At 62.0% G+C, this 16914-nt stretch carries 19 protein-coding genes and 1 riboswitch; of the genes, 8 read left to right on the top strand and 11 right to left on the bottom strand.

The genetic code is table 11. The features are described 5' to 3' along the window. Positions 1 to 28: 28 nt before the first annotated feature. Positions 29 to 163, bottom strand: a riboswitch (TPP riboswitch). Next, complete coding sequence (locus SALMUC_RS14060) at positions 152 to 1078, bottom strand: LysR substrate-binding domain-containing protein (RefSeq protein ID WP_156883515.1); 927 nt, start codon at positions 1076 to 1078, stop codon at positions 152 to 154. (Overlaps the previous riboswitch by 12 nt.) 144 nt (positions 1079 to 1222) lie before the next feature. Here SALMUC_RS14060 and SALMUC_RS14065 point away from each other — a divergent pair, with 144 nt between their 5' ends. Together SALMUC_RS14065 and SALMUC_RS31545 are read left to right on the top strand one after the other, a co-directional pair. Next, on the top strand, positions 1223 to 1837 hold the full coding sequence (locus tag SALMUC_RS14065) for a LysE family translocator (protein ID WP_020042760.1): 615 nt from the start codon (positions 1223 to 1225) through the stop codon (positions 1835 to 1837). Positions 1838 to 1842: 5 nt separating this feature from the next. Continuing rightward, entirely contained in the window at positions 1843 to 2829 is a 987-nt protein-coding gene (locus tag SALMUC_RS31545; RefSeq protein ID WP_084513992.1) for a LysR family transcriptional regulator, read from the top strand. A 6-nt stretch (positions 2830 to 2835) separates the two neighbouring features. On the opposite strand, the gene SALMUC_RS14070 is transcribed toward SALMUC_RS31545, so the two are convergent. The 3 genes from SALMUC_RS14070 to SALMUC_RS14080 are packed head-to-tail and all read right to left on the bottom strand — an operon-like array spanning position 2836 to position 4342. Beyond that, positions 2836 to 3441, bottom strand: a complete 606-nt coding sequence (locus SALMUC_RS14070; RefSeq protein ID WP_084513993.1) for an FMN-dependent NADH-azoreductase — start codon at positions 3439 to 3441, stop codon at positions 2836 to 2838. Then, positions 3438 to 3875, bottom strand: a complete 438-nt coding sequence (locus SALMUC_RS14075) for a GNAT family N-acetyltransferase (RefSeq protein ID WP_020042756.1) — start codon at positions 3873 to 3875, stop codon at positions 3438 to 3440. The genes SALMUC_RS14070 and SALMUC_RS14075 overlap by 4 nt, the downstream gene beginning before the upstream one ends. Next, positions 3875 to 4342, bottom strand: coding sequence for a carboxymuconolactone decarboxylase family protein (locus tag SALMUC_RS14080; protein ID WP_020042755.1), 468 nt, complete (start codon positions 4340 to 4342; stop codon positions 3875 to 3877). The genes SALMUC_RS14075 and SALMUC_RS14080 overlap by 1 nt, the downstream gene beginning before the upstream one ends. 63 nt (positions 4343 to 4405) lie before the next feature. On the opposite strand from SALMUC_RS14080, the gene SALMUC_RS14085 reads away from it, so the two are divergent. Beyond that, positions 4406 to 4891, top strand: coding sequence for a MarR family winged helix-turn-helix transcriptional regulator (locus SALMUC_RS14085; RefSeq protein WP_037372012.1), 486 nt, complete (start codon positions 4406 to 4408; stop codon positions 4889 to 4891). Positions 4892 to 5037: 146 nt separating this feature from the next. Here SALMUC_RS14085 and SALMUC_RS28975 read toward each other — a convergent pair whose 3' ends face one another. The 3 genes from SALMUC_RS28975 to SALMUC_RS14100 all read right to left on the bottom strand — a co-directional run bounded on the left by SALMUC_RS28975 (position 5038) and on the right by SALMUC_RS14100 (position 8387). Then, positions 5038 to 5904, bottom strand: a complete 867-nt coding sequence (locus SALMUC_RS28975; protein WP_084513994.1) for an NAD-dependent epimerase/dehydratase family protein — start codon at positions 5902 to 5904, stop codon at positions 5038 to 5040. Beyond that, the gene (locus SALMUC_RS14090; protein ID WP_198014594.1) at positions 5892 to 6791 is read right to left on the bottom strand and encodes a LysR substrate-binding domain-containing protein; all 900 of its coding nucleotides are present in this window, start codon (positions 6789 to 6791) and stop codon (positions 5892 to 5894) included. The genes SALMUC_RS28975 and SALMUC_RS14090 overlap by 13 nt, the downstream gene beginning before the upstream one ends. A gap of 633 nt (positions 6792 to 7424) precedes the next feature. Then, positions 7425 to 8387, bottom strand: a complete 963-nt coding sequence (locus SALMUC_RS14100; RefSeq protein WP_020042752.1) for a LysR family transcriptional regulator — start codon at positions 8385 to 8387, stop codon at positions 7425 to 7427. Positions 8388 to 8565: 178 nt separating this feature from the next. Here SALMUC_RS14100 and SALMUC_RS14105 point away from each other — a divergent pair, with 178 nt between their 5' ends. Beyond that, a complete protein-coding gene (locus SALMUC_RS14105; RefSeq protein ID WP_021120411.1) occupies positions 8566 to 9768 on the top strand; it encodes an MFS transporter in 1203 nt (400 codons plus the stop codon). Here SALMUC_RS14105 and SALMUC_RS14110 read toward each other — a convergent pair. Then, positions 9765 to 10235 (bottom strand): GNAT family N-acetyltransferase, encoded by a 471-nt coding sequence (locus tag SALMUC_RS14110; protein WP_020042750.1) that lies wholly within the window; start codon positions 10233 to 10235, stop codon positions 9765 to 9767. The genes SALMUC_RS14105 and SALMUC_RS14110 overlap by 4 nt on opposite strands. Before the next feature lie 643 nt (positions 10236 to 10878). On the opposite strand from SALMUC_RS14110, the gene SALMUC_RS14115 reads away from it, so the two are divergent. The 3 genes from SALMUC_RS14115 (at position 10879) to xylA (ending at position 13761) form a co-directional block, all read left to right on the top strand. After that, positions 10879 to 11835 (top strand): IS5 family transposase, encoded by a 957-nt coding sequence (locus SALMUC_RS14115; RefSeq protein WP_021119830.1) that lies wholly within the window; start codon positions 10879 to 10881, stop codon positions 11833 to 11835. 40 nt (positions 11836 to 11875) lie between these two features. Then, a complete protein-coding gene (locus SALMUC_RS14120) occupies positions 11876 to 12469 on the top strand; it encodes a substrate-binding domain-containing protein (RefSeq protein ID WP_051155917.1) in 594 nt (197 codons plus the stop codon). Continuing rightward, positions 12466 to 13761, top strand: a complete 1296-nt coding sequence (gene xylA / locus SALMUC_RS14125) for a xylose isomerase (protein WP_020042632.1) — start codon at positions 12466 to 12468, stop codon at positions 13759 to 13761. Before SALMUC_RS14120 ends, xylA begins: the two co-directional genes overlap by 4 nt. Before the next feature lie 58 nt (positions 13762 to 13819). Here xylA and SALMUC_RS28980 read toward each other — a convergent pair whose 3' ends face one another. After that, a complete protein-coding gene (locus SALMUC_RS28980) occupies positions 13820 to 14284 on the bottom strand; it encodes a DUF4276 family protein (protein ID WP_245584714.1) in 465 nt (154 codons plus the stop codon). A 2-nt stretch (positions 14285 to 14286) separates the two neighbouring features. On the opposite strand from SALMUC_RS28980, the gene SALMUC_RS14130 reads away from it, so the two are divergent. Further along, on the top strand, positions 14287 to 15243 hold the full coding sequence (locus tag SALMUC_RS14130; protein ID WP_021120413.1) for an IS5 family transposase: 957 nt from the start codon (positions 14287 to 14289) through the stop codon (positions 15241 to 15243). Here the strand turns inward: SALMUC_RS14130 and SALMUC_RS28985 are convergent. Together SALMUC_RS28985 and SALMUC_RS14135 are read right to left on the bottom strand one after the other, a co-directional pair. Next, complete coding sequence (locus SALMUC_RS28985) at positions 15153 to 15995, bottom strand: GNAT family N-acetyltransferase (protein ID WP_084513996.1); 843 nt, start codon at positions 15993 to 15995, stop codon at positions 15153 to 15155. The genes SALMUC_RS14130 and SALMUC_RS28985 overlap by 91 nt on opposite strands. Next, a complete protein-coding gene (locus SALMUC_RS14135; RefSeq protein WP_020042231.1) occupies positions 15992 to 16900 on the bottom strand; it encodes a sterol desaturase family protein in 909 nt (302 codons plus the stop codon). Before SALMUC_RS14135 ends, SALMUC_RS28985 begins: the two co-directional genes overlap by 4 nt. Positions 16901 to 16914: the final 14 nt, after the last annotated feature.

A 16914-nucleotide genomic window follows, 5' to 3' on the forward strand; every position in this document is an offset into this window, starting at 1 on the left:
CTCGTTATGCTGAGGCCGGCAAGGGCAAGAGGGCGCTGCGATCCTGTCCCTTCGCCGGCATGATCCGGATCAGGTTCAAAGGGTCACCGCGCTGCTCAAAGATCCTGCGATCGATACGCCAGCGATATCTCAGCCCCTTGTCGGGACACCCCTAGGTGGTTAGCAGCCTATCAGGATGGTGCACGAGATCAACGCCTCGCGCGCTGCGGATTGCCGGGTCCAGATGCCTGAGGGCCTCTTCCCGCAGCACTTGCGCAAGTCTTTCGGCAAAGCGCGACAGGTTCGGCGCCCGCAGCAGACGCACCTCGATGTTCGGCAAGTTCGGCAGGCCAAGCTCTGCGCCGACACAGGCGATATCCTCCGGTCTGCCGTGATCCGTGCGCACGGCGATACCCAGACCACTGCGCAGCCCGGCCCAGACAGCGGGCAGACTGGGCGTGGTGAGCGCTGCGCGCCAGCGCGTCTGGCTGTGATCCAGCGCGGCAAGCATGGCCTGCCGAAACAGGCAGGGGTGGTTGAACATGATGAGGGGGAGGGGATCGGCGACGGTCTTGTCCAGCAGATCGACATGCGCCAGCCAGTGCATGGGGCATTCGCAAAGCGTTTCGCCTTCGGTCGGGCTGCCGGGCCGGAAGAAGGCAATCGCGGCGTCGATGCGCCCGGCACGGACCTCTTCGGCGAGCCTGTGGTTTTCCCCGGCCTGTACGTCGACATGCACGTTTTCCACGTCCTGTCCGAACCTGCCGAGTGTCGCAGGCATCACGTCATCGAAGAAATCCTGCGGCAGGCCGAGCCGCACGGAGGCCTTGCCTGCCGCCGCGCCGACCGAGAGCGCGGCTTCGTCGTTCAGCGCGACGATACGCCGGGCATAGGCGATGAAAGCCTCGCCCGCTTCGGTTGGCACGAGGCCGCGTCCCTTGCGAACGAACAGCGTTGTGCCCGCCTGCTGTTCCAGCTTCTTGAGGTGCATGCTGACGGCGGATTGCGAGCGGCCGAGTTGCACGGCAGCGCGCGCGAAGCTTCCCAGATCCGAGCCAACGACGACCGTACGGAGCGCGTCCATGTCAAAGCTTGGCATTGGTTCCGATTCTCGAATTATTGGGTTTCGATCTATTTGATTTTCTTAAGTCATAGCCTTGGATACCGTGCCGTTCAAGAGGATGCTCTCCGGCAGGCCGCGATTTTGCGGCAGTCGAAGGAGAGCTTAAGGGCCAGAACCAAGATGATCGGAAATACCCTGATACTCATCGCGGCCGCCCTGCCGCTCATGGGCAGCCCGGGGCCGGCCACGATCAGCTTGGCGAGTCTGGGCGCTGCATTCGGGTTTCGGAACGCTCTGCCGTATCTCATGGGCATAATACTTGGAACCATCGTGGTGCTGGCGATCATCGCGACCGGCGTGACCGGGGTCATGTCTTCCGAGGCCTGGTTGCTGGTGGTCCTCCGCATTGCTGCGGTGGCCTATATTCTTTACCTGGCGTGGAAGATTGCGACGGCGCCTGTCGGGCGAACGCCAACTGGCGCTGAAGGTCGTTCAGGCGTTGTTATAGGGTCGTTTCTACCGGGCCTCGGCCTTTCCGTCGCCAACCCCAAAGCCTACGCGGCGATCGGCGCCGTGTACGCCGGATATTCGATCACGCCCGAGCACCTCTTGCTTGACACGCTCCTGAAATTTGCCGCATTGGCCTTTGTGGCTGCGGCCGTGAATACCGCTTGGCTTGCGTTCGGAAGCACATTCGCCCGCTTTCTGGAAGATCCGAGCGTGGGGCGCGCAATCAATATCGCATTCGCTATCATGCTCATATTGTCGGTCGGCGTTGCGTTGGCCCTCGGTTGAACACGATGACGCAGAGAGTTGGAAATGCGGAGAGCAACGAGAAGGAAGCGTCTATTGAGAGTCTCCATTTGGCAAGCGACTTATCCCGCCTCTCACTGAACCAGCTCGTTTACTTTATTGCGGCTTGCAATGCTGGGAGTTTCCGAAGAGCTGCGATCGAATTGAACATACAACAGTCCACGGTCAGTCGCGCCGTTCGAGAACTAGAAGATTCTCTTGGTGCATCTCTGTTGCACCGTCTTAGTCACGGAGTCCGTCCTACTGAGGCTGGTAAGCGATTTCACAAGCGTGCTCGGGCGATCGTACGGGACGTACAACTGGCTTGCCGCGAGGTCTCTGCCATAGGGCGGTCAGAGTGCGGCACTGTCAGGGTGGGGTTTTTCTCATCTCTGGCGTCAGGATTTCTTGCCGACCTGTTGAAAGTCTATGACTTCGCCCACAAAGGCGTGAGGATTGATCTGCTCAATGGGAATCCCCAAGATCATGTGGTTGCCATTCGTCAGATGTCGATGGATGTCGCCTTTGTTTCAGGCGAGCGACTTTGGGATGGTTGTGAGGCTTGCCCTCTATGGTCAGAACGCGTGTACCTTGTCTTGCCCACATCTCATGAACTCGCAGAGAAGTGCGAAATCTCATGGTCGGATGTCACCGATGAGCGCTTTATTGTAAGTGACAGTGCACCCGGCCCGGAAATAACTGACTATCTTGTGCAACGCCTCGCTGGATTTAGCCATCATCCCGAGGTTGATACACTTTGCGTCGGTCGTGACGACCTTTTCGCTCTTGTTGCTGTGGGGCGTGGTCTGACAGTTACCAGCGAAGCAATGACGGTTGCAAAGCTCCCTGGTCTTACCTACCGCCCAATAACAGGTGAGCGAGTTCCATTCTGTGCTGTGTGGTTACGGGAAAATGACAATCCCGCCTTGCGCAAATTTCTTAGTGTGGCTCGCTCGATGGCAAGGACTGCCGAAGCGGCGCATGACCCGGTCTAATTGTTTTCAGTAGCCCTCCGATCCAGCGATCAAAATCTCGATCCGTCTCTTGGTGCTGGGCTCTCCCGGCGCGATCAACGATAAAGACTTGGCTGCTGCCGATGCCAATGGTTTGCAGGGCCAGTTCACCTGGCGGAGATAGGGCGTGGCAAAATCGGGCTGCGCCTGGGGGCCGTCAAAGCGCCCGCCGGCGGCCATGATGCAAATCGCCGAGCGATCTGCGAGCACCCCGATTTTGCCCTTCGCGGTGACGCGGAACGTTCGGTTCGGCCGGAGAACCAGATCCAGCCAGGCCTTCAGGCTGGACGGCAACGCGAAGTTGTACATCGGAACGTCGATAACAAGCAGGTCAGAGACCTCCAGCTCGGCGATCAGGCTCTCGGACAGGGCGAGGGCTGCGCGATCGTCCGCATCCCGGTCCAAGGGAGGGCGCAGGCTGGCCTCGACAAAAGCTTCGTCGGGGTGCGGCAGGAACGGTTGTGTCAGGTCGCGGCGGCAAAGCTTCAACGCGGGATGCGCCCCGCAGATCCGTTCGCTGGCGCGTTGTCCCAATCGCCGACTGCGGGAGTTCGCCGTCCGCGAGCTGGCGCTGGTGTGGAGAAGCGTGCTCATTCCACGCCGGTCAAGGGGATATTGAACCGCAAAGCGCTGGCAAGCATCCCTTGGTGGAAATAGAAACGATGGCCCAAGGCGTTCGACAACGGGGTGTCGAGGCTCAGCCGGACACAGCCCGCCGCCCGGCCGATCTCCTGTACATGTTCCAGCAGGCGCTGACCAAGACCGCGGCTGCGACGGCCCTGGTCCGTCACCAGATCGTCGAGGTAGATATGCCGCCCGTGTACCAGGTTCTCCTGAAGCCGGTATCCGGCCAGCGCCTCGGGCTTGCCGCCTTCGTGGATCACAAGCAGCCGGTAGCCGTCGGCGCTCTGGCTTTGCCAACGGGCCACGAATTCGGCGGCGCTTCCAAGATGCGGACGGAGCTGCCGCATGAGTACGAAACAGGTGGCGACGGTGGCGGCATCCTCGACCGGAACGATCTTGCTCATCAGGCCTCCGCCGGGGTCCGGGTGGGAAAATGCAGCGCCCCGGCAATGCGGTTCCAGGCGTTGATATTGGCAATCGCGACGGTCAGGTTGACCTGTTCGGACGCGTCGAAGACCGTATCGAGCGCGGTGCGGGTCTCGGCGGGCAAGGCGGCTGTCGGCGTCAGGGTGACATGTTCGGCCCAGGCGAGCGCGGCGCGGTCCCGGGCGCTGTAAGCGGCGCTGTCGTGCCAGGCCGGCAGCAGGTCGAGCTTTGCTTCATCGACGCCCGCGCGCCGCGCCATGCTCAGGTGCAGTTCAATACAGAAGGCGCAGGCGTTGATCTGGGAAACGCGCAGTTTCACCAGTTCGGTCAGGGCCTTCTCGAGCCCGGAGGCATCGACCGCCTTGCTCATGGCAAGGAGCGCAGCCAGCGCTGCGGGGTGGTCCCGCTCGAAATCCGAATAGGTCATGTTCCGGTCGGTTTTCATCTTGGACAAGATCCTCGTTAATCCTATTATCAGAGCCCTGACAATAATATCAGAGTTCTGACAATGAGCAAGGCGGCGAAGGTTCTTCCTGACGAAGGTACGGGCAAGCGCGGACCGGATGGCTACTTGGGCTATCTTCTGCGCCAGGCGGCGAACGGTTATCGGCACCGAGTGGAAACCTCTCTGCGCGAGACCGGGCTGACGCAGCCGCAGTTCGCCGCACTGACCATGTTGGACGCCTATCCCGAGCATTCCAGCGCCGATCTGGCGCGGATCGCGCTGCTGACCCCGCAGACGATGAGCACAATCATGCAGAACCTCGAAAATGCGGCGCTCATCCGGCGCCACCCGCATCAGGAGCATGGGCGCAAGCGGCGGATCGAGCTGACAGATGCAGGGCGACAGGTGCTTGTCCGGGCAAAAAGGCTGGTATACGCGCTCGAAACCGACCTGGCGGAGGGGTTCTCCGAGGAGGAGCAACGCACGGTCCGCCGTTGGCTGGTCGCGGCGGGAGGGCGAAGCCTTGAGGGAGGTGCCGCCAAACCATGACCTTTGCATGCCGGAATGGCGTCGTAGAGTTTGGAATGTGAAGGTGCCTTGTGGGAAGAGGCCGCGACTGTGCGGCGAATGTGCACCTTGTCCGGGGATGGATCGAGCCAGACTGAACACCAGACCTGCGAAGTTCAGATAAGGGTTTAGCGGAATTGAGGTTCTAGCATGGTTTCCGGCCCCAGTTTCGGGGTCCAACCCCATCGTGACCGGGCAGTGCTGCTATCGTATACCCTGTCGATTGTTTCCGGGAGTGACCAGCCAAGCATGTCGAAACGTCGCGCCAGATCGGGGCAGCGGTTGCGGATGACTCTCGCGGCATGGTGGCCGAGCCCGCCACAGTCAGATCGCTGGAAAGGCGTTGAATAGCTTACGATGAGCGGCTCCGGATCCCGTTTCGTAAAGCGGGCGGCACGCAGATGCGCCATGGCGGCGTCACGGGGATCAATGCCGCGCGACAAACGATGTATCGCCATGATATCGCGCGGTTCCTCGAAACAGCGCCCGACACGCAATATCGATGCCGAGAGCGACGCACCACATGCTGATCGGATGAGGTGCTCTGCCGCTATCTTTGTCTCGTGATAGATGCTGCGCGGTCGCGGCTGGGTCGCATCATCGATCCAGCGTGCAGGTTCACCCGCGCGCGCGCCGCCACCAAGCAGGGCCGTGGTGCTGGTGAACACAAGCGAGCGGACCCCAACCTGCCGCATGGCTTGCAGAACGGTTGCGGTCCCGTCGACGTTAATGTCACGGAACTCAGCGTCCGGCCTGACGCCGACATGGGGCGCATGCAGCCCGGCGCAATGGATTACGCAATCCGCGCCGTCGAACAGCGAGGCAAGCCGATGCAGATCGCGGATGTCCGCAGTCACCACGTTCGGCGCCGGAACGCGATCACAGGAGACGACATGCGCACCAGCCCGTCGGGCGGCCGTGGCGATTGTTTTGCCCAGACGCCCGCTGGCACCGGTCACAACGATCCGTTCGGGTTGCCGGGTCATTCCAGACATGCGTTCAACTCTTCGCGCAGCCAGTCGAGGAACCGCTGCACGGGCTTAGATCTGGTGTGCTGCGCGTTTTCGACGAACCAGTAGGCAGAGCTGGTACGAAATCGTCCCGGCAGGGCGTGCAGCCGCCCCATGCGAAGCGCGTCGTGCGACAGGGTTTCCCAGGATAGAAAGACGCCCTGGCCGGCAATGGCGGCATCCAGGCAGAGCGATGCATCCGAATAGCATGGTCCGTCCGGTAGTTGCGCGGCGTCCATGTCGTTTGGTCGCAGCCAGTGGTTCCAGTCAAAGCCCGAGCCTGCGTCACGGATTATCGGAATGTTCAGCAGGTCCGCAGGGGTACGAATTCGGTTCGCAAACTCGGGGGCGAAAACAGGAAAGACGCGAATGTCGGCCAGGTGTACCGCCCTCGTTCCGGCCCAATCGCCCCTGCCGACGCGAATGCAGGCGTCGATCCGGTTGTCGTCGAGATCCGCGAAATCCGTCGTGGCCTCAATCGAGATTTTCAGCTTGCTTTGAGCCTCGGTGAAACGATGCAGGCGCCACACGAGCCATTTAGCGGCAAAAACGGGTGGCGCTGAGACAGCAACACTGTTGGGGTGTGGCGGCTCTACGAGCGCAACGGCGCGGGCAATGTCCCGGAAGCCCGTATGAAGATGCTCCGCCAGCCTTCGCGCCGTTTCCGTCGGTACGAGCCCTTGGGGAGTCCGCCGGAAAAGCTTGATCCCCAGATACGTCTCGACCTTGATCAGCTGTTGGCTGACGGCACCCGGCGTGACGCAAAGCTCGTCTGCCGCGGCGTTCAGGCTACCCAACCTCAAAACAGCTTCGACAGCGCGCAGGCCAACAAGAGGCAGGCGGCCACCGTGAGGGCTATAGTTTTTCTTCACGAGCTTCGTTCAAACCTCGATTGCTGCGAGGCCTCGGTCACTGGATGCTATCGGCATGTTCAAACCGTTCGCCAGAATGTTGCGCCGCTGGCGCCGCGCTCGTGCCTTGCGCCATATCCGTAATGCGCGTCTTGAGGGGGAGGCCCTTCGCCGCCAATGGGACGAAGATCCTTTGTCGCATCCGGTCATCAGGAAGATGAGCCGTCGCGAACTCGCGGACTTGCCAATGACGCGAAACCGAGTTCCGCCCAGTTAGATGCGATCTGGTCACCAAGGTGGGCACAGAGTTGTTGCGGCGGGGCATTGCGCTACTCGCCAAGGTGAAATCGGTGAGCATAGAGATGTCCTCTGCCTCAAGGTTTTCTACACACGCTAAGGCTCGGGGCGGCGGTCGAAAAACGAATAATTCGAAAGTGCGGATTTCAGAAAACGGTATCCGTCAGGTCTTTTGGGATCGACCCGAGTGAACGTGGTCTGCGCAATAGAGCTCCGAGGCGAACATGTTGGCCCAGTGTTCCTGCATCGCGGTTCATTTCCTGATGGGGGCGACGCTCCGGTCCCGGCGATGGAGGCGAGGGTCGAGCCCGGCGTGGGCGCACGCGCGCTTATCTCCTTTCACGAGGACATAATCTTTCATGTTTCCTGGGGCGGAGTATTCGTCCCGGTCGGCGAACTGCTGAACGAGGCCGCTTCCGGCGCGCCTGCAAACAGGGTTTCGGCCATGAAGTCGACGAAGACCCGCAGTTTCGGCGAGATATGCCGGCTCGACGGCCAGTAAACGCGAAACTCCGCATTTCCTTTCGCCGCATCCTCCAGCACCGCAACAAGCCGCCCGTTTGCGCAATGGGCGCGCACCGCGAAATCGGGCAGACAGGCGATGCCCCGGCCATGCTCGGCCATGTCGAGCAGCGGCTCGATGGCGCTGGAGATGGCCGTGCGGGGCAGGGCGCCCTCCGCCAGCCCCTCGATGTGCCAGGGCTCCAGCCTGCCGGTGCTGGGGTAGCGGTGATGCAGGCAGCGGTGCTGCGCAAGCTCTGCCGTGCTCTGGGGCGTCCCATGCCGTTCAAAATAGGCGGGCGCCCCGACGATGCGAAAGCCGGAACTGCCGAGGCGCCGTGTCATCAGGCGTGAGTCCGTGGGCTCGCCCGAACGGATCACCGCGTCAAAACCTTCTTCGATCACATCGACCAGCCGGTCGCTGAAATCGAGATCCAGCTCGATCTCGGGCCAGGCCTCCATAAATGCGTTCAGCGTTGGCATCATCAGCATTCCGACCAGCGGCAGGCTGACGCGCAGCTGTCCGGAGGGGCGCACGCGGGTTTGTGCCAGCTCCAGCTCCGCCGCCTCCAACTCGCCCAGAACGCGGCGGCACCGTTCGAGGAACATCTGCCCTTCCGCTGTCAGGGTGATCGCGCGTGTCGACCGATGAAACAGCCGCACGCCCATGCGGTCCTCGAGCCGCGCAATGGCCTTGCCCACCGCCGAGGACGACACGCCGAGCTGCCGCCCGGTGACGGTGAAGCTGCGCGTTTCCGCCGCTTGAACGAAGACATTCAGAGCGCCGAGGCTGTCCGTGGAGATCGACATGGAGGACATTTTAGTCCGGAGTTATCGGAATTGAAGCCTGTTTTTCTGCAATGGCATAGCCCGCACAATCCCTCAGAGATTTCAACCGACTGAGGACACAAGATGATCTGCACGACACGATCGGTTCTGGCGGCAGGCTGCCCCCGGCCCGAAGGGCGCCCCGCTCCACAGGCGCGGGAGACCGGCCATGAGTGATATACATAGACCTACTTCGGTTCACAGCGCCGAGGCTCCGTTTCCCTGGGCGGCGCTGCTGGCGCTCTCCATGGCGGCTTTCATCACCATCCTGACCGAAGCCCTCCCCGCCGGTTTGCTGCCCGCCATTGGGCAGGGGCTGGGCGTGTCGGAGGCCGGGGCCGGGCAGTTGGTGACGGTCTACGCCATCGGCTCGTTGGTGGCCGCGATCCCGCTGACGACCCTGACGCAGGGTCTGCGCCGAAAGCCGCTGCTGATGACCGCGATCGTGGGCTTCCTGATTGCGAACACGGTCACGGCGCTGTCGACCAGCTACGCCCTGACACTGTCGGCCCGCTTCGTCGCCGGGGTCGCGGCGGGGCTGCTCTGGGCGCTGGCGGCGGGCTACGCCGCGCGCATGGCGCCCGATCATCTGAAGGGGCGGGCGATTGCCGTCGCCATGGCAGGCACGCCGCTCGCCCTGTCTCTCGGCGTGCCCGCTGGTACCTTCCTCGGGGCCGTCCTCGGCTGGCGCGCCTGTTTCGGGCTGATGAGCCTCCTGACCGTCGGTCTGATCGTCTGGGTTCTGGCCAAGGTGCCGGATTTCGCTGGTGAACCCGCAGGTCAGCGTCGTACCCTGCGCGGCGTACTGACGCTTCCGGGCATCCGCCCGGTGCTTGGGGTGGTGTTTAGCTTCGTGCTTGCCCACAACATCCTATACACCTACATCGCGCCTTTCCTGGCGGGGGCGGGGATGGTCGGGCGCACGGATGCTGTGCTGCTGGTCTTCGGCCTCGCCTCGCTGGTCAGCATCTGGATCGTCGGTGTGCTGATCGACACGCGCCTGAGAGTACTCACTCTCATCAGTATCACGCTCTTCGCCTTGGCGGCGGCCATGTTTTGGATCTGGCGCGACACGCCGACGACCATCTATGCGGCCAGCGCGATCTGGGGGCTCGCCTTCGGTGGATGCGCGACCCTCTTCCAGACCGCCAGCGCCAAGGCGGCCGGACCCGCGGCGGATCTGGCGCAATCAATGCTCGTGACCATGTGGAACACCGCGATTGCCGGCGGCGGCTTGGTGGGCGGGCTGCTTCTGGAGAGGTTCGGGCCTGAGAGCCTTGCGCCAGGCCTGCTGCTGCTGATCGCGCTGGCGGGAGTGATGACCTTTGCCGCCCGAGATCACGGGTTTCCGGCCGGTCAAAGGGAGGATTAGGTGTCGGTCAGGCCTTTTCCCGGTCGTTGCATGTACCAGTCGGGGTGCTTCAACGAGTAGAAGCCAGCCTTCGCGTAAACGCCATGCGCGTCCTCCGTCGCCAGCATCCAGTTCTGCACTGTTTGCAGGCGGGGGTGCGCCAGCGCGGTCTCAGTCATCCACAGACCGAGGCCGCGCCCCCGGTACGCCTCGTCCACGAACACATCCCTCAGATAGGCAAATAGGGCGTAGTCGGTGACGATCCGGGCAAAGCCGATCTGCCGTCCGGTCCTCTCATAGAGGCCGAGAACTTCGGAATTGCGCAGCGCCGAGCGGATAAGGTCTGGGTCGATACCCCGGGACCAGTAGGCGGTGGTCGTCAGGAAATCGACGACATAGGCCCCGTCGATCAGCTCGGGATCGGTCGAGATAGTGAACCCGTCCTTCCGTATTGTCAGGTGGCGGCTGTCATCGGATCTCTGCGTCATGTCGGCTGTCTTTCGGGCATTGGGTTTGTGAACTGCGGAGGCTCACTTCGAGCGGAAATTACGCAGAATGTTCCCTGCCGAAAAACGCATGTTTCGAAAATTACGATTGCGAAAACCGGAATGAAAGCCGACGCGGCGTGGCCCGGATGTCTGGTGCCTTGCGCGGCGGGGCATATGCCATCTGCTCTAGGGTGGGCTACGTGCGCAGCGCGCTGGAGCTGGCCGAGCTGATGCTGAGGACCTCATGAACTACGGTGGTCATGCCGCTTGCGGTGGCATATCCGGCGACATGAGCCAGGTGTTGCCAGCGACGGAGCGATGGCCAGGACAAGCCTTAGCTCACGCATCTAGGTGAGCCGGTTTCGACCAAGATCCCGAACCACGAGTCTTTGGGGGCTAGGCCGCGACCGTACGAGTACTTTCTATGGCACATTTTTTTGACGAGGGCGGTGTCCGCGACGGATGTGAAAAAAACTGTTTTCACCGGGCGTAAACTTGGCGCAAATAAGTGCGGCCATCATCAGTCGAGCTAAGTGCCGCCGTACCTCAAGAAGAGAGTTCCTTGATCATTGGAGAGTCTGAAAAACCTCGCGCCTTGGCCGGGTTGAGGTAGACTGGGCGAGACGAAGAAGGATGCCCACCGATGCCCAAGCAACCTGCGTTTCCCGGTCTCCGCCACGCGATGAAGAAGAAGCAGACCCGGCGTGAGAAGTTTCTCGCGGAGATGGACGCGGTGGTGCCTTGGATGCGTCTGCTGGCGCTGATCGAGCCTCATTATCCGAAGGTCGGGCCGAAGGGCGGTCGGCCGCCGATGCCACTGGAGACGATGCTGCGGGTGTATTTCCTGCAGCAATGGTATGCGCTGAGCGATCCCATGGCTGAGGAGATGCTCTACGACAGCGAGTCCATGCGCCGGTTCGCAGGCATCGAACTCGGTGATGATCGTGTCCCGGATGAGACGACGATCCTGAACTTCAGACACCTGCTGGAGAAGCACGCGCTGACGGAGCGTTTGTTCGTTGAAGTGAACAAACATCTGGCCGATCAGGGCATCACGCTGCGCTCGGGCACACTGGTCGATGCGACGATCATCGACGCGCCGTCCTCGACCAAGAACGAAGCCGGGGCGCGCGATCCGGAGATGTCGTCAACGAAGAAGGGCAATGACTGGTTCTTCGGGATGAAGGCGCACGTTGGCGTCGATGCCGAGAGCGGCATCGTGCATAGCCTCGAGACCACCACGGCGAAGGTGCATGACAGCCAGGTCTGGGATGAGCTCCTCCATGGCGAGGAGACGTCGGTGTGGGCGGACAAGGGCTATGTCAGCGCTGCGCGCGAGGCCCATTTCTCCGGCCCGGACAAGTTCTGGGGCGTCATGCGGAAGGCGCCGAAGGGCGCTGCGCTGGACCCCATCGACGAGCACATCAATCGGATTATCGCGATGGTGCGGGCGCGGGTGGAGCATCCATTCCGCGTGCTCAAGCGCCAATTCGGGTATCTGAAGACCCGCTACCGTGGCCTCGCGAAGAACCGCGCGCAACTCTTCACGCTGTTCGCCCTCGGCAACCTGTTCCTCGTACGAAGAAAGCTGATGCCATGAGCCGGACTCTGTCCGAGGACCCCGTTTCGGGGCCTCAACAATGCCAAATCCGGCGAAATCAAATGCGCCTCGGGCTCACGCACCGATTTCACAGCCCGGATGGCCGGATGTCGGCGAAGCCGAAGCCGTAGTTCAGACCTTCCNNNNCATCGGCGCGCTGAGCGCGCGTGACCACGCCGACCGGCTGGCGGGGCTGCGCGACACCATCGGCGCGCGCTATCCCGGCATCACGCTCTGTCCCGAGATCTGCGGCTACGATCGCGCCGAGCTGCTGGAGGAACGGCTGCGCGCGGCGCTGGCCGAGGACCCCGGCATCAGCGGCATCTACAGCGCGGGCGCCGGCAACGCGGGGCTGGTGCGGGCGCTGCGCGCGCAGGGGTCCGCGCGGCCCGTCGTCGTGCTGCACGAGCTGGTCGCGCACAGCCGCCGGGCGCTTGCCGAGGGCGTCGTCGACGTGGTGATCGACCAGCGCCCGCACGAGGAGGTGGACCTCGCGCTCGGCCTTCTGCGGCGCATCGCCGACCGCCAGCCGTCCGGGCCGGTGCCGCCCGTGGTGCCTGCCATCCATGTACCCGAGAACCTGCCGCCCGATCCCGGCGCGGCCGACGACATCCAAGGAGGAGACCCCCGATGACCGATTTCTTCGCAGACATCGCCCCGCTGCGCCACGATCCCGAGGGCGAGGGCATCTGCTTTCGCCACTACGACCCCGACGAGATGGTCATGGGCAAGCGCATGGAGGACCACCTGCGCTTTGCCGTGGCCTACTGGCACAGCTTCGCCTGGCCGGGGGGCGACCCCTTCGGCGGGCAGACCTTCCAGCGGCCCTGGTTCACCGACGACATGGCGGGCGCGCGGCTGAAGGCGGAGGCGGCCTTCGAGCTTTTCGAGATCCTGGGCGTGCCGTTTTTCTGCTTCCACGACGCGGACATCCGCCCCGAGGGCGCGAGCTTTGCCGAGAGCCGGCGGAACTTCGAGGAGATCGTCGACATCTTCGGGCAGAAGATGGAGCGCTCGAAGGTGCGGCTGCTCTGGGGGACGGCGAACATGTTCTCGCACCGGCGCTTCATGTCGGGGGCGGCGACGAACCCCGATCCCGACGTCTTTGCCTGGTGCGCGGCGACGGTGAAGACCTGCATGGACGCGACCCACAAGCTGAAGGGGCAGAACTACGTGCTCTGGGGCGGCCGCGAGGGCTATGAGACGCTGCTCAACACCGACATGGGGGCCGAGCTGGACCACATGGGGCGCTTCCTGTCGATGGTGGTGGACTACAAGCACAAGATCGGCTTCGAGGGCACCATCCTGATCGAGCCCAAGCCGCAGGAGCCCACCAAGCACCAGTACGACTACGACGTGGCGACGGTCTACGGCTTCCTGCAGCGCTTCGGGCTGGAGAAGGAGGTCAAGGTCAACATCGAGCAGGGGCACGCGATCCTGGCCGGGCACAGCTTCGAGCACGAGCTGGCGCTGGCGCGCGAGCTGGGGGTGCTGGGCTCGATCGACATGAACCGCAACGACTACCAGTCGGGCTGGGACACCGACCAGTTCCCGAACAACGTGCCCGAGGTGGCGCTGGCCTACTACGAGATCCTGCGGGCCGGGGGCTTCGACACCGGGGGGACGAACTTCGACGCCAAGCTGCGGCGCCAGTCGCTGGACGCCGAGGACCTCGTGGCGGCGCACGCGGGGGCGATGGACGTCTGCGCGCGGGGCCTGAAGGCCGCGGCGCGGATGCTGGAGGACGATGCGCTCGAGGCGCCCCGCCGCGCGCGCTACGCCGGCTGGGAGACGCCCGAGGCGCAGGCCATGCTGGGCTCGGACCTGGACAGCATCGCGGCGCGGGTCGAGGCCGAGGGCATCAACCCCGAGCCCCGCTCGGGCCGTCAGGAGATCCTGGAGAACGTGGTGAACCGCTACGTGTGAGGCCGGGTTTGGAGGGGTGCCCCGCCCCCGAGTGGGGGCGGGTAGCAAAACACGGCGCTTAATCCCCCAAAAGCAAGAGTAGTCCGTCATAAAATTTCTGCAGGCTTGGCGAAGTATTTTCATTAATAGCAATTTGCAAACCAATTTCGCGAGCGGCCTCGATTTTTCTCAATCCGGACGAGAAAAAGCCGGCCTTTTTACATTCGCGCTCGAATGCCTCCCAGGTGCCTCCTGAAATGTTATCGCTATTTCTGTATTTGGCTTTTTTTGCGACAGTGGAGGGCAGCCGGCTATAAGCGCGGCATGCCGCTTTCCAATTCCCAAAGTACCATGCTTCCAGCTCTTCGATTGAAATTCTTGTCAATCCTGAAAATGAAATTCCATCTGGATTTGTTTTCGTTGGAATGCCGGCGTCAAGAAAGCTTCTCTCCAAAGTCGATTTTAGGGCGTTAAGGAGAGTCTGAAAAACCTCGCGCTTTGGCCGGGTTGAGATAAACTGGGCGAGACGAAGAAGGATGCCCACCAATGCCCAAGCAACCTGCGTTTCCCGGTCTCCGCCACGCGATGAAGAAGAAGCAGACCCGGCGTGAGAAGTTTCTCGCGGAGATGGACTCGGTGGTGCCCTGGACGCGCCTTCTGGCGCTGATTGAGCCGCATTATCCGAAGGTTGGGCCGAAGGGTGGTCGGCCGCCGATGCCACTGGAGACGATGCTGCGGGTGTATTTCCTGCAGCAATGGTATGCGCTGAGCGATCCCATGGCTGAGGAGATGCTCTACGACAGCGAGTCCATGCGCCGGTTCGCAGGCATCGAACTCGGTGATGATCGTGTCCCGGATGAGACGACGATCCTGAACTTCAGACACCTGCTGGAGAAGCACGCGCTGACGGAGCGTTTGTTCGTTGAAGTGAACAAACATCTGGCCGATCAGGGCATCACGCTGCGCTCGGGCACACTGGTCGATGCGACGATCATCGACGCGCCGTCCTCGACCAAGAACGAAGCCGGGGCGCGCGATCCGGAGATGTCGTCAACGAAGAAGGGCAATGACTGGTTCTTCGGGATGAAGGCGCACGTTGGCGTCGATGCCGAGAGCGGCATCGTGCATAGCCTCGAGACCACCACGGCGAAGGTGCATGACAGCCAGGTCTGGGATGAGCTCCTCCATGGCGAGGAGACGTCGGTGTGGGCGGACAAGGGCTATGTCAGCGCTGCGCGCGAGGCCCATTTCTCCGGCCCGGACAAGTTCTGGGGCGTCATGCGGAAGGCGCCGAAGGGCGCTGCGCTGGACCCCATCGACGAGCACATCAATCGGATTATCGCGATGGTGCGGGCGCGGGTGGAGCATCCATTCCGCGTGCTCAAGCGCCAATTCGGGTATCTGAAGACCCGCTACCGTGGCCTCGCGAAGAACCGCGCGCAACTCTTCACGCTGTTCGCCCTCGGCAACCTGTTCCTCGTACGAAGAAAGCTGATGCCATGAGCCGGACTCTGTCCGAGGACCCCGTTTCGGGGCCTCAACAATGCCAAATCCGGCGAAATCAAATGCGCCTCGGGCTCACGCACCGATTTCACAGCCCGGATGGCCGGATGTCGGCGAAGCCGAAGCCGTAGTTCAGACCTTCCCATTGTAGTCGCGCCAGAGAAACCGAATACGCGATGCAGAGGGCCAATCGAGCTGTGCGAAACGGGTTGGAAACCGGTGCGCTCATAGAGCGCACGGGCACGTGAGTTTTCATCGACTACGTCGAGCCGAATCCGTTTGAGCCCCTTCAAAAGGGCGTAGTCTTCTATCGCTGCGAGCAGTCGAGAGCCGATCCCGAGGCCTCGCGCGGTTCGGTGAACGAAAATACCGTCCATCAACAGTGTTCCGGGTTCGCAATCACGCTCAAGCAATGCAAGCAATCCACCACGCCAAACCGAGCCGACCGTGCCGTAACTGGCCCGCAGCTCTCGCATGCCACCTCCCACGAACGCGCCTTCCAGCGTCTTAAAGCCTGCAACACCCAGGAAGCGTCCACCGGCTGAAACCGCACTGATCGCATGGGCGGCATCGAGATTGCCCTCAATGAAGTTGATTGCTCTATCCGGAGGGCCAAGCGGTATGCGGAGCTTCGCGGCAAACGCGTCCCAGTAGCCTGAAGCTGCCACCACACGATGCGAATGGCGAAGTCCTTCCTCTATGTGGACGGCCTCGTCAGGTATCGGTGGATTTGGTCCCCGATGAAGGGTCATTGCGTGCTCTCCTTAACAGCAGAATTTCTATCAGACTTTTGCGGTTTCAAGTAATCGGGCTGCCATGTCAGTCGTCCGAAACAGGTCCAGAGCCTATCGCTCCATGTCCGGCACCGGCGCATGTCGCGCCAGATGTTGCGGTATTCTATGAAGTTGATGGTGACGGGATTGTTGGTGTCGATGTTCCAAGTCAGACCGTAGATCACCTTGTCTTCTTCGCGCTGGAGGGTGCCGAAGAGCTTGTCCCATAGGATCAGGACGCCGCCGTAGTTCTTGTCCAGATACTTTCGGTTCGACCCGTGATGCACGCGATGCACTGAAGGCGTGTTAAATACCTCGTCCAGCCAGCCGAACTGGCGCACGTGTTCCGTGTGGACCCAATGCTGATACTGGGCGACCAGTATGAGGCCGATGATAGCCTGAAAGGGGTTGAACCCAAGCAGGACCATGGGGATGAGGAAAAGCCATTCGAACAGGCTCTCGACCCAACTCAACCGGAAGCCGACAGTCAGGTTATAGTTCTGGGATGAGTGGTGGACGCTGTGGCTGGCCCACAGGATGCGCCGCTCGTGCTCGATGCGGTGCATCCAGTAGTAGGTCAAATCTGCCGCAAAAAAGGCGAGCACCCATGACCACCAGACCATCGGGAGTTCCCACGGCACCAGCCAGTAGACGGGCAGCAGCCCGAGAAGCCCGACTGTAGCGAATGCAGTGGTTTCCAGAACCTGGTTCACCACGAAGATAGCGCAATTGGCGGCGGTATCCTTCCAGCGTCGCTCCTTCCTTGTTGTCAGGTCCAGCAAAACCTCGGCTAGGGTCAGCCCTAGATTGATCAGGGAGATGAACCCGATGACTTGCAGGATCGACTTCGTCTCGAAGAGCGCTCTCAGGGCGTCAATGCTCATGCGGGGTTTCCTCC

Origin of the sequence: Salipiger mucosus DSM 16094 (genome assembly GCF_000442255.1) — a bacterium.
GTDB classification, from domain to species: Bacteria; Pseudomonadota; Alphaproteobacteria; order Rhodobacterales; family Rhodobacteraceae; genus Salipiger; species Salipiger mucosus.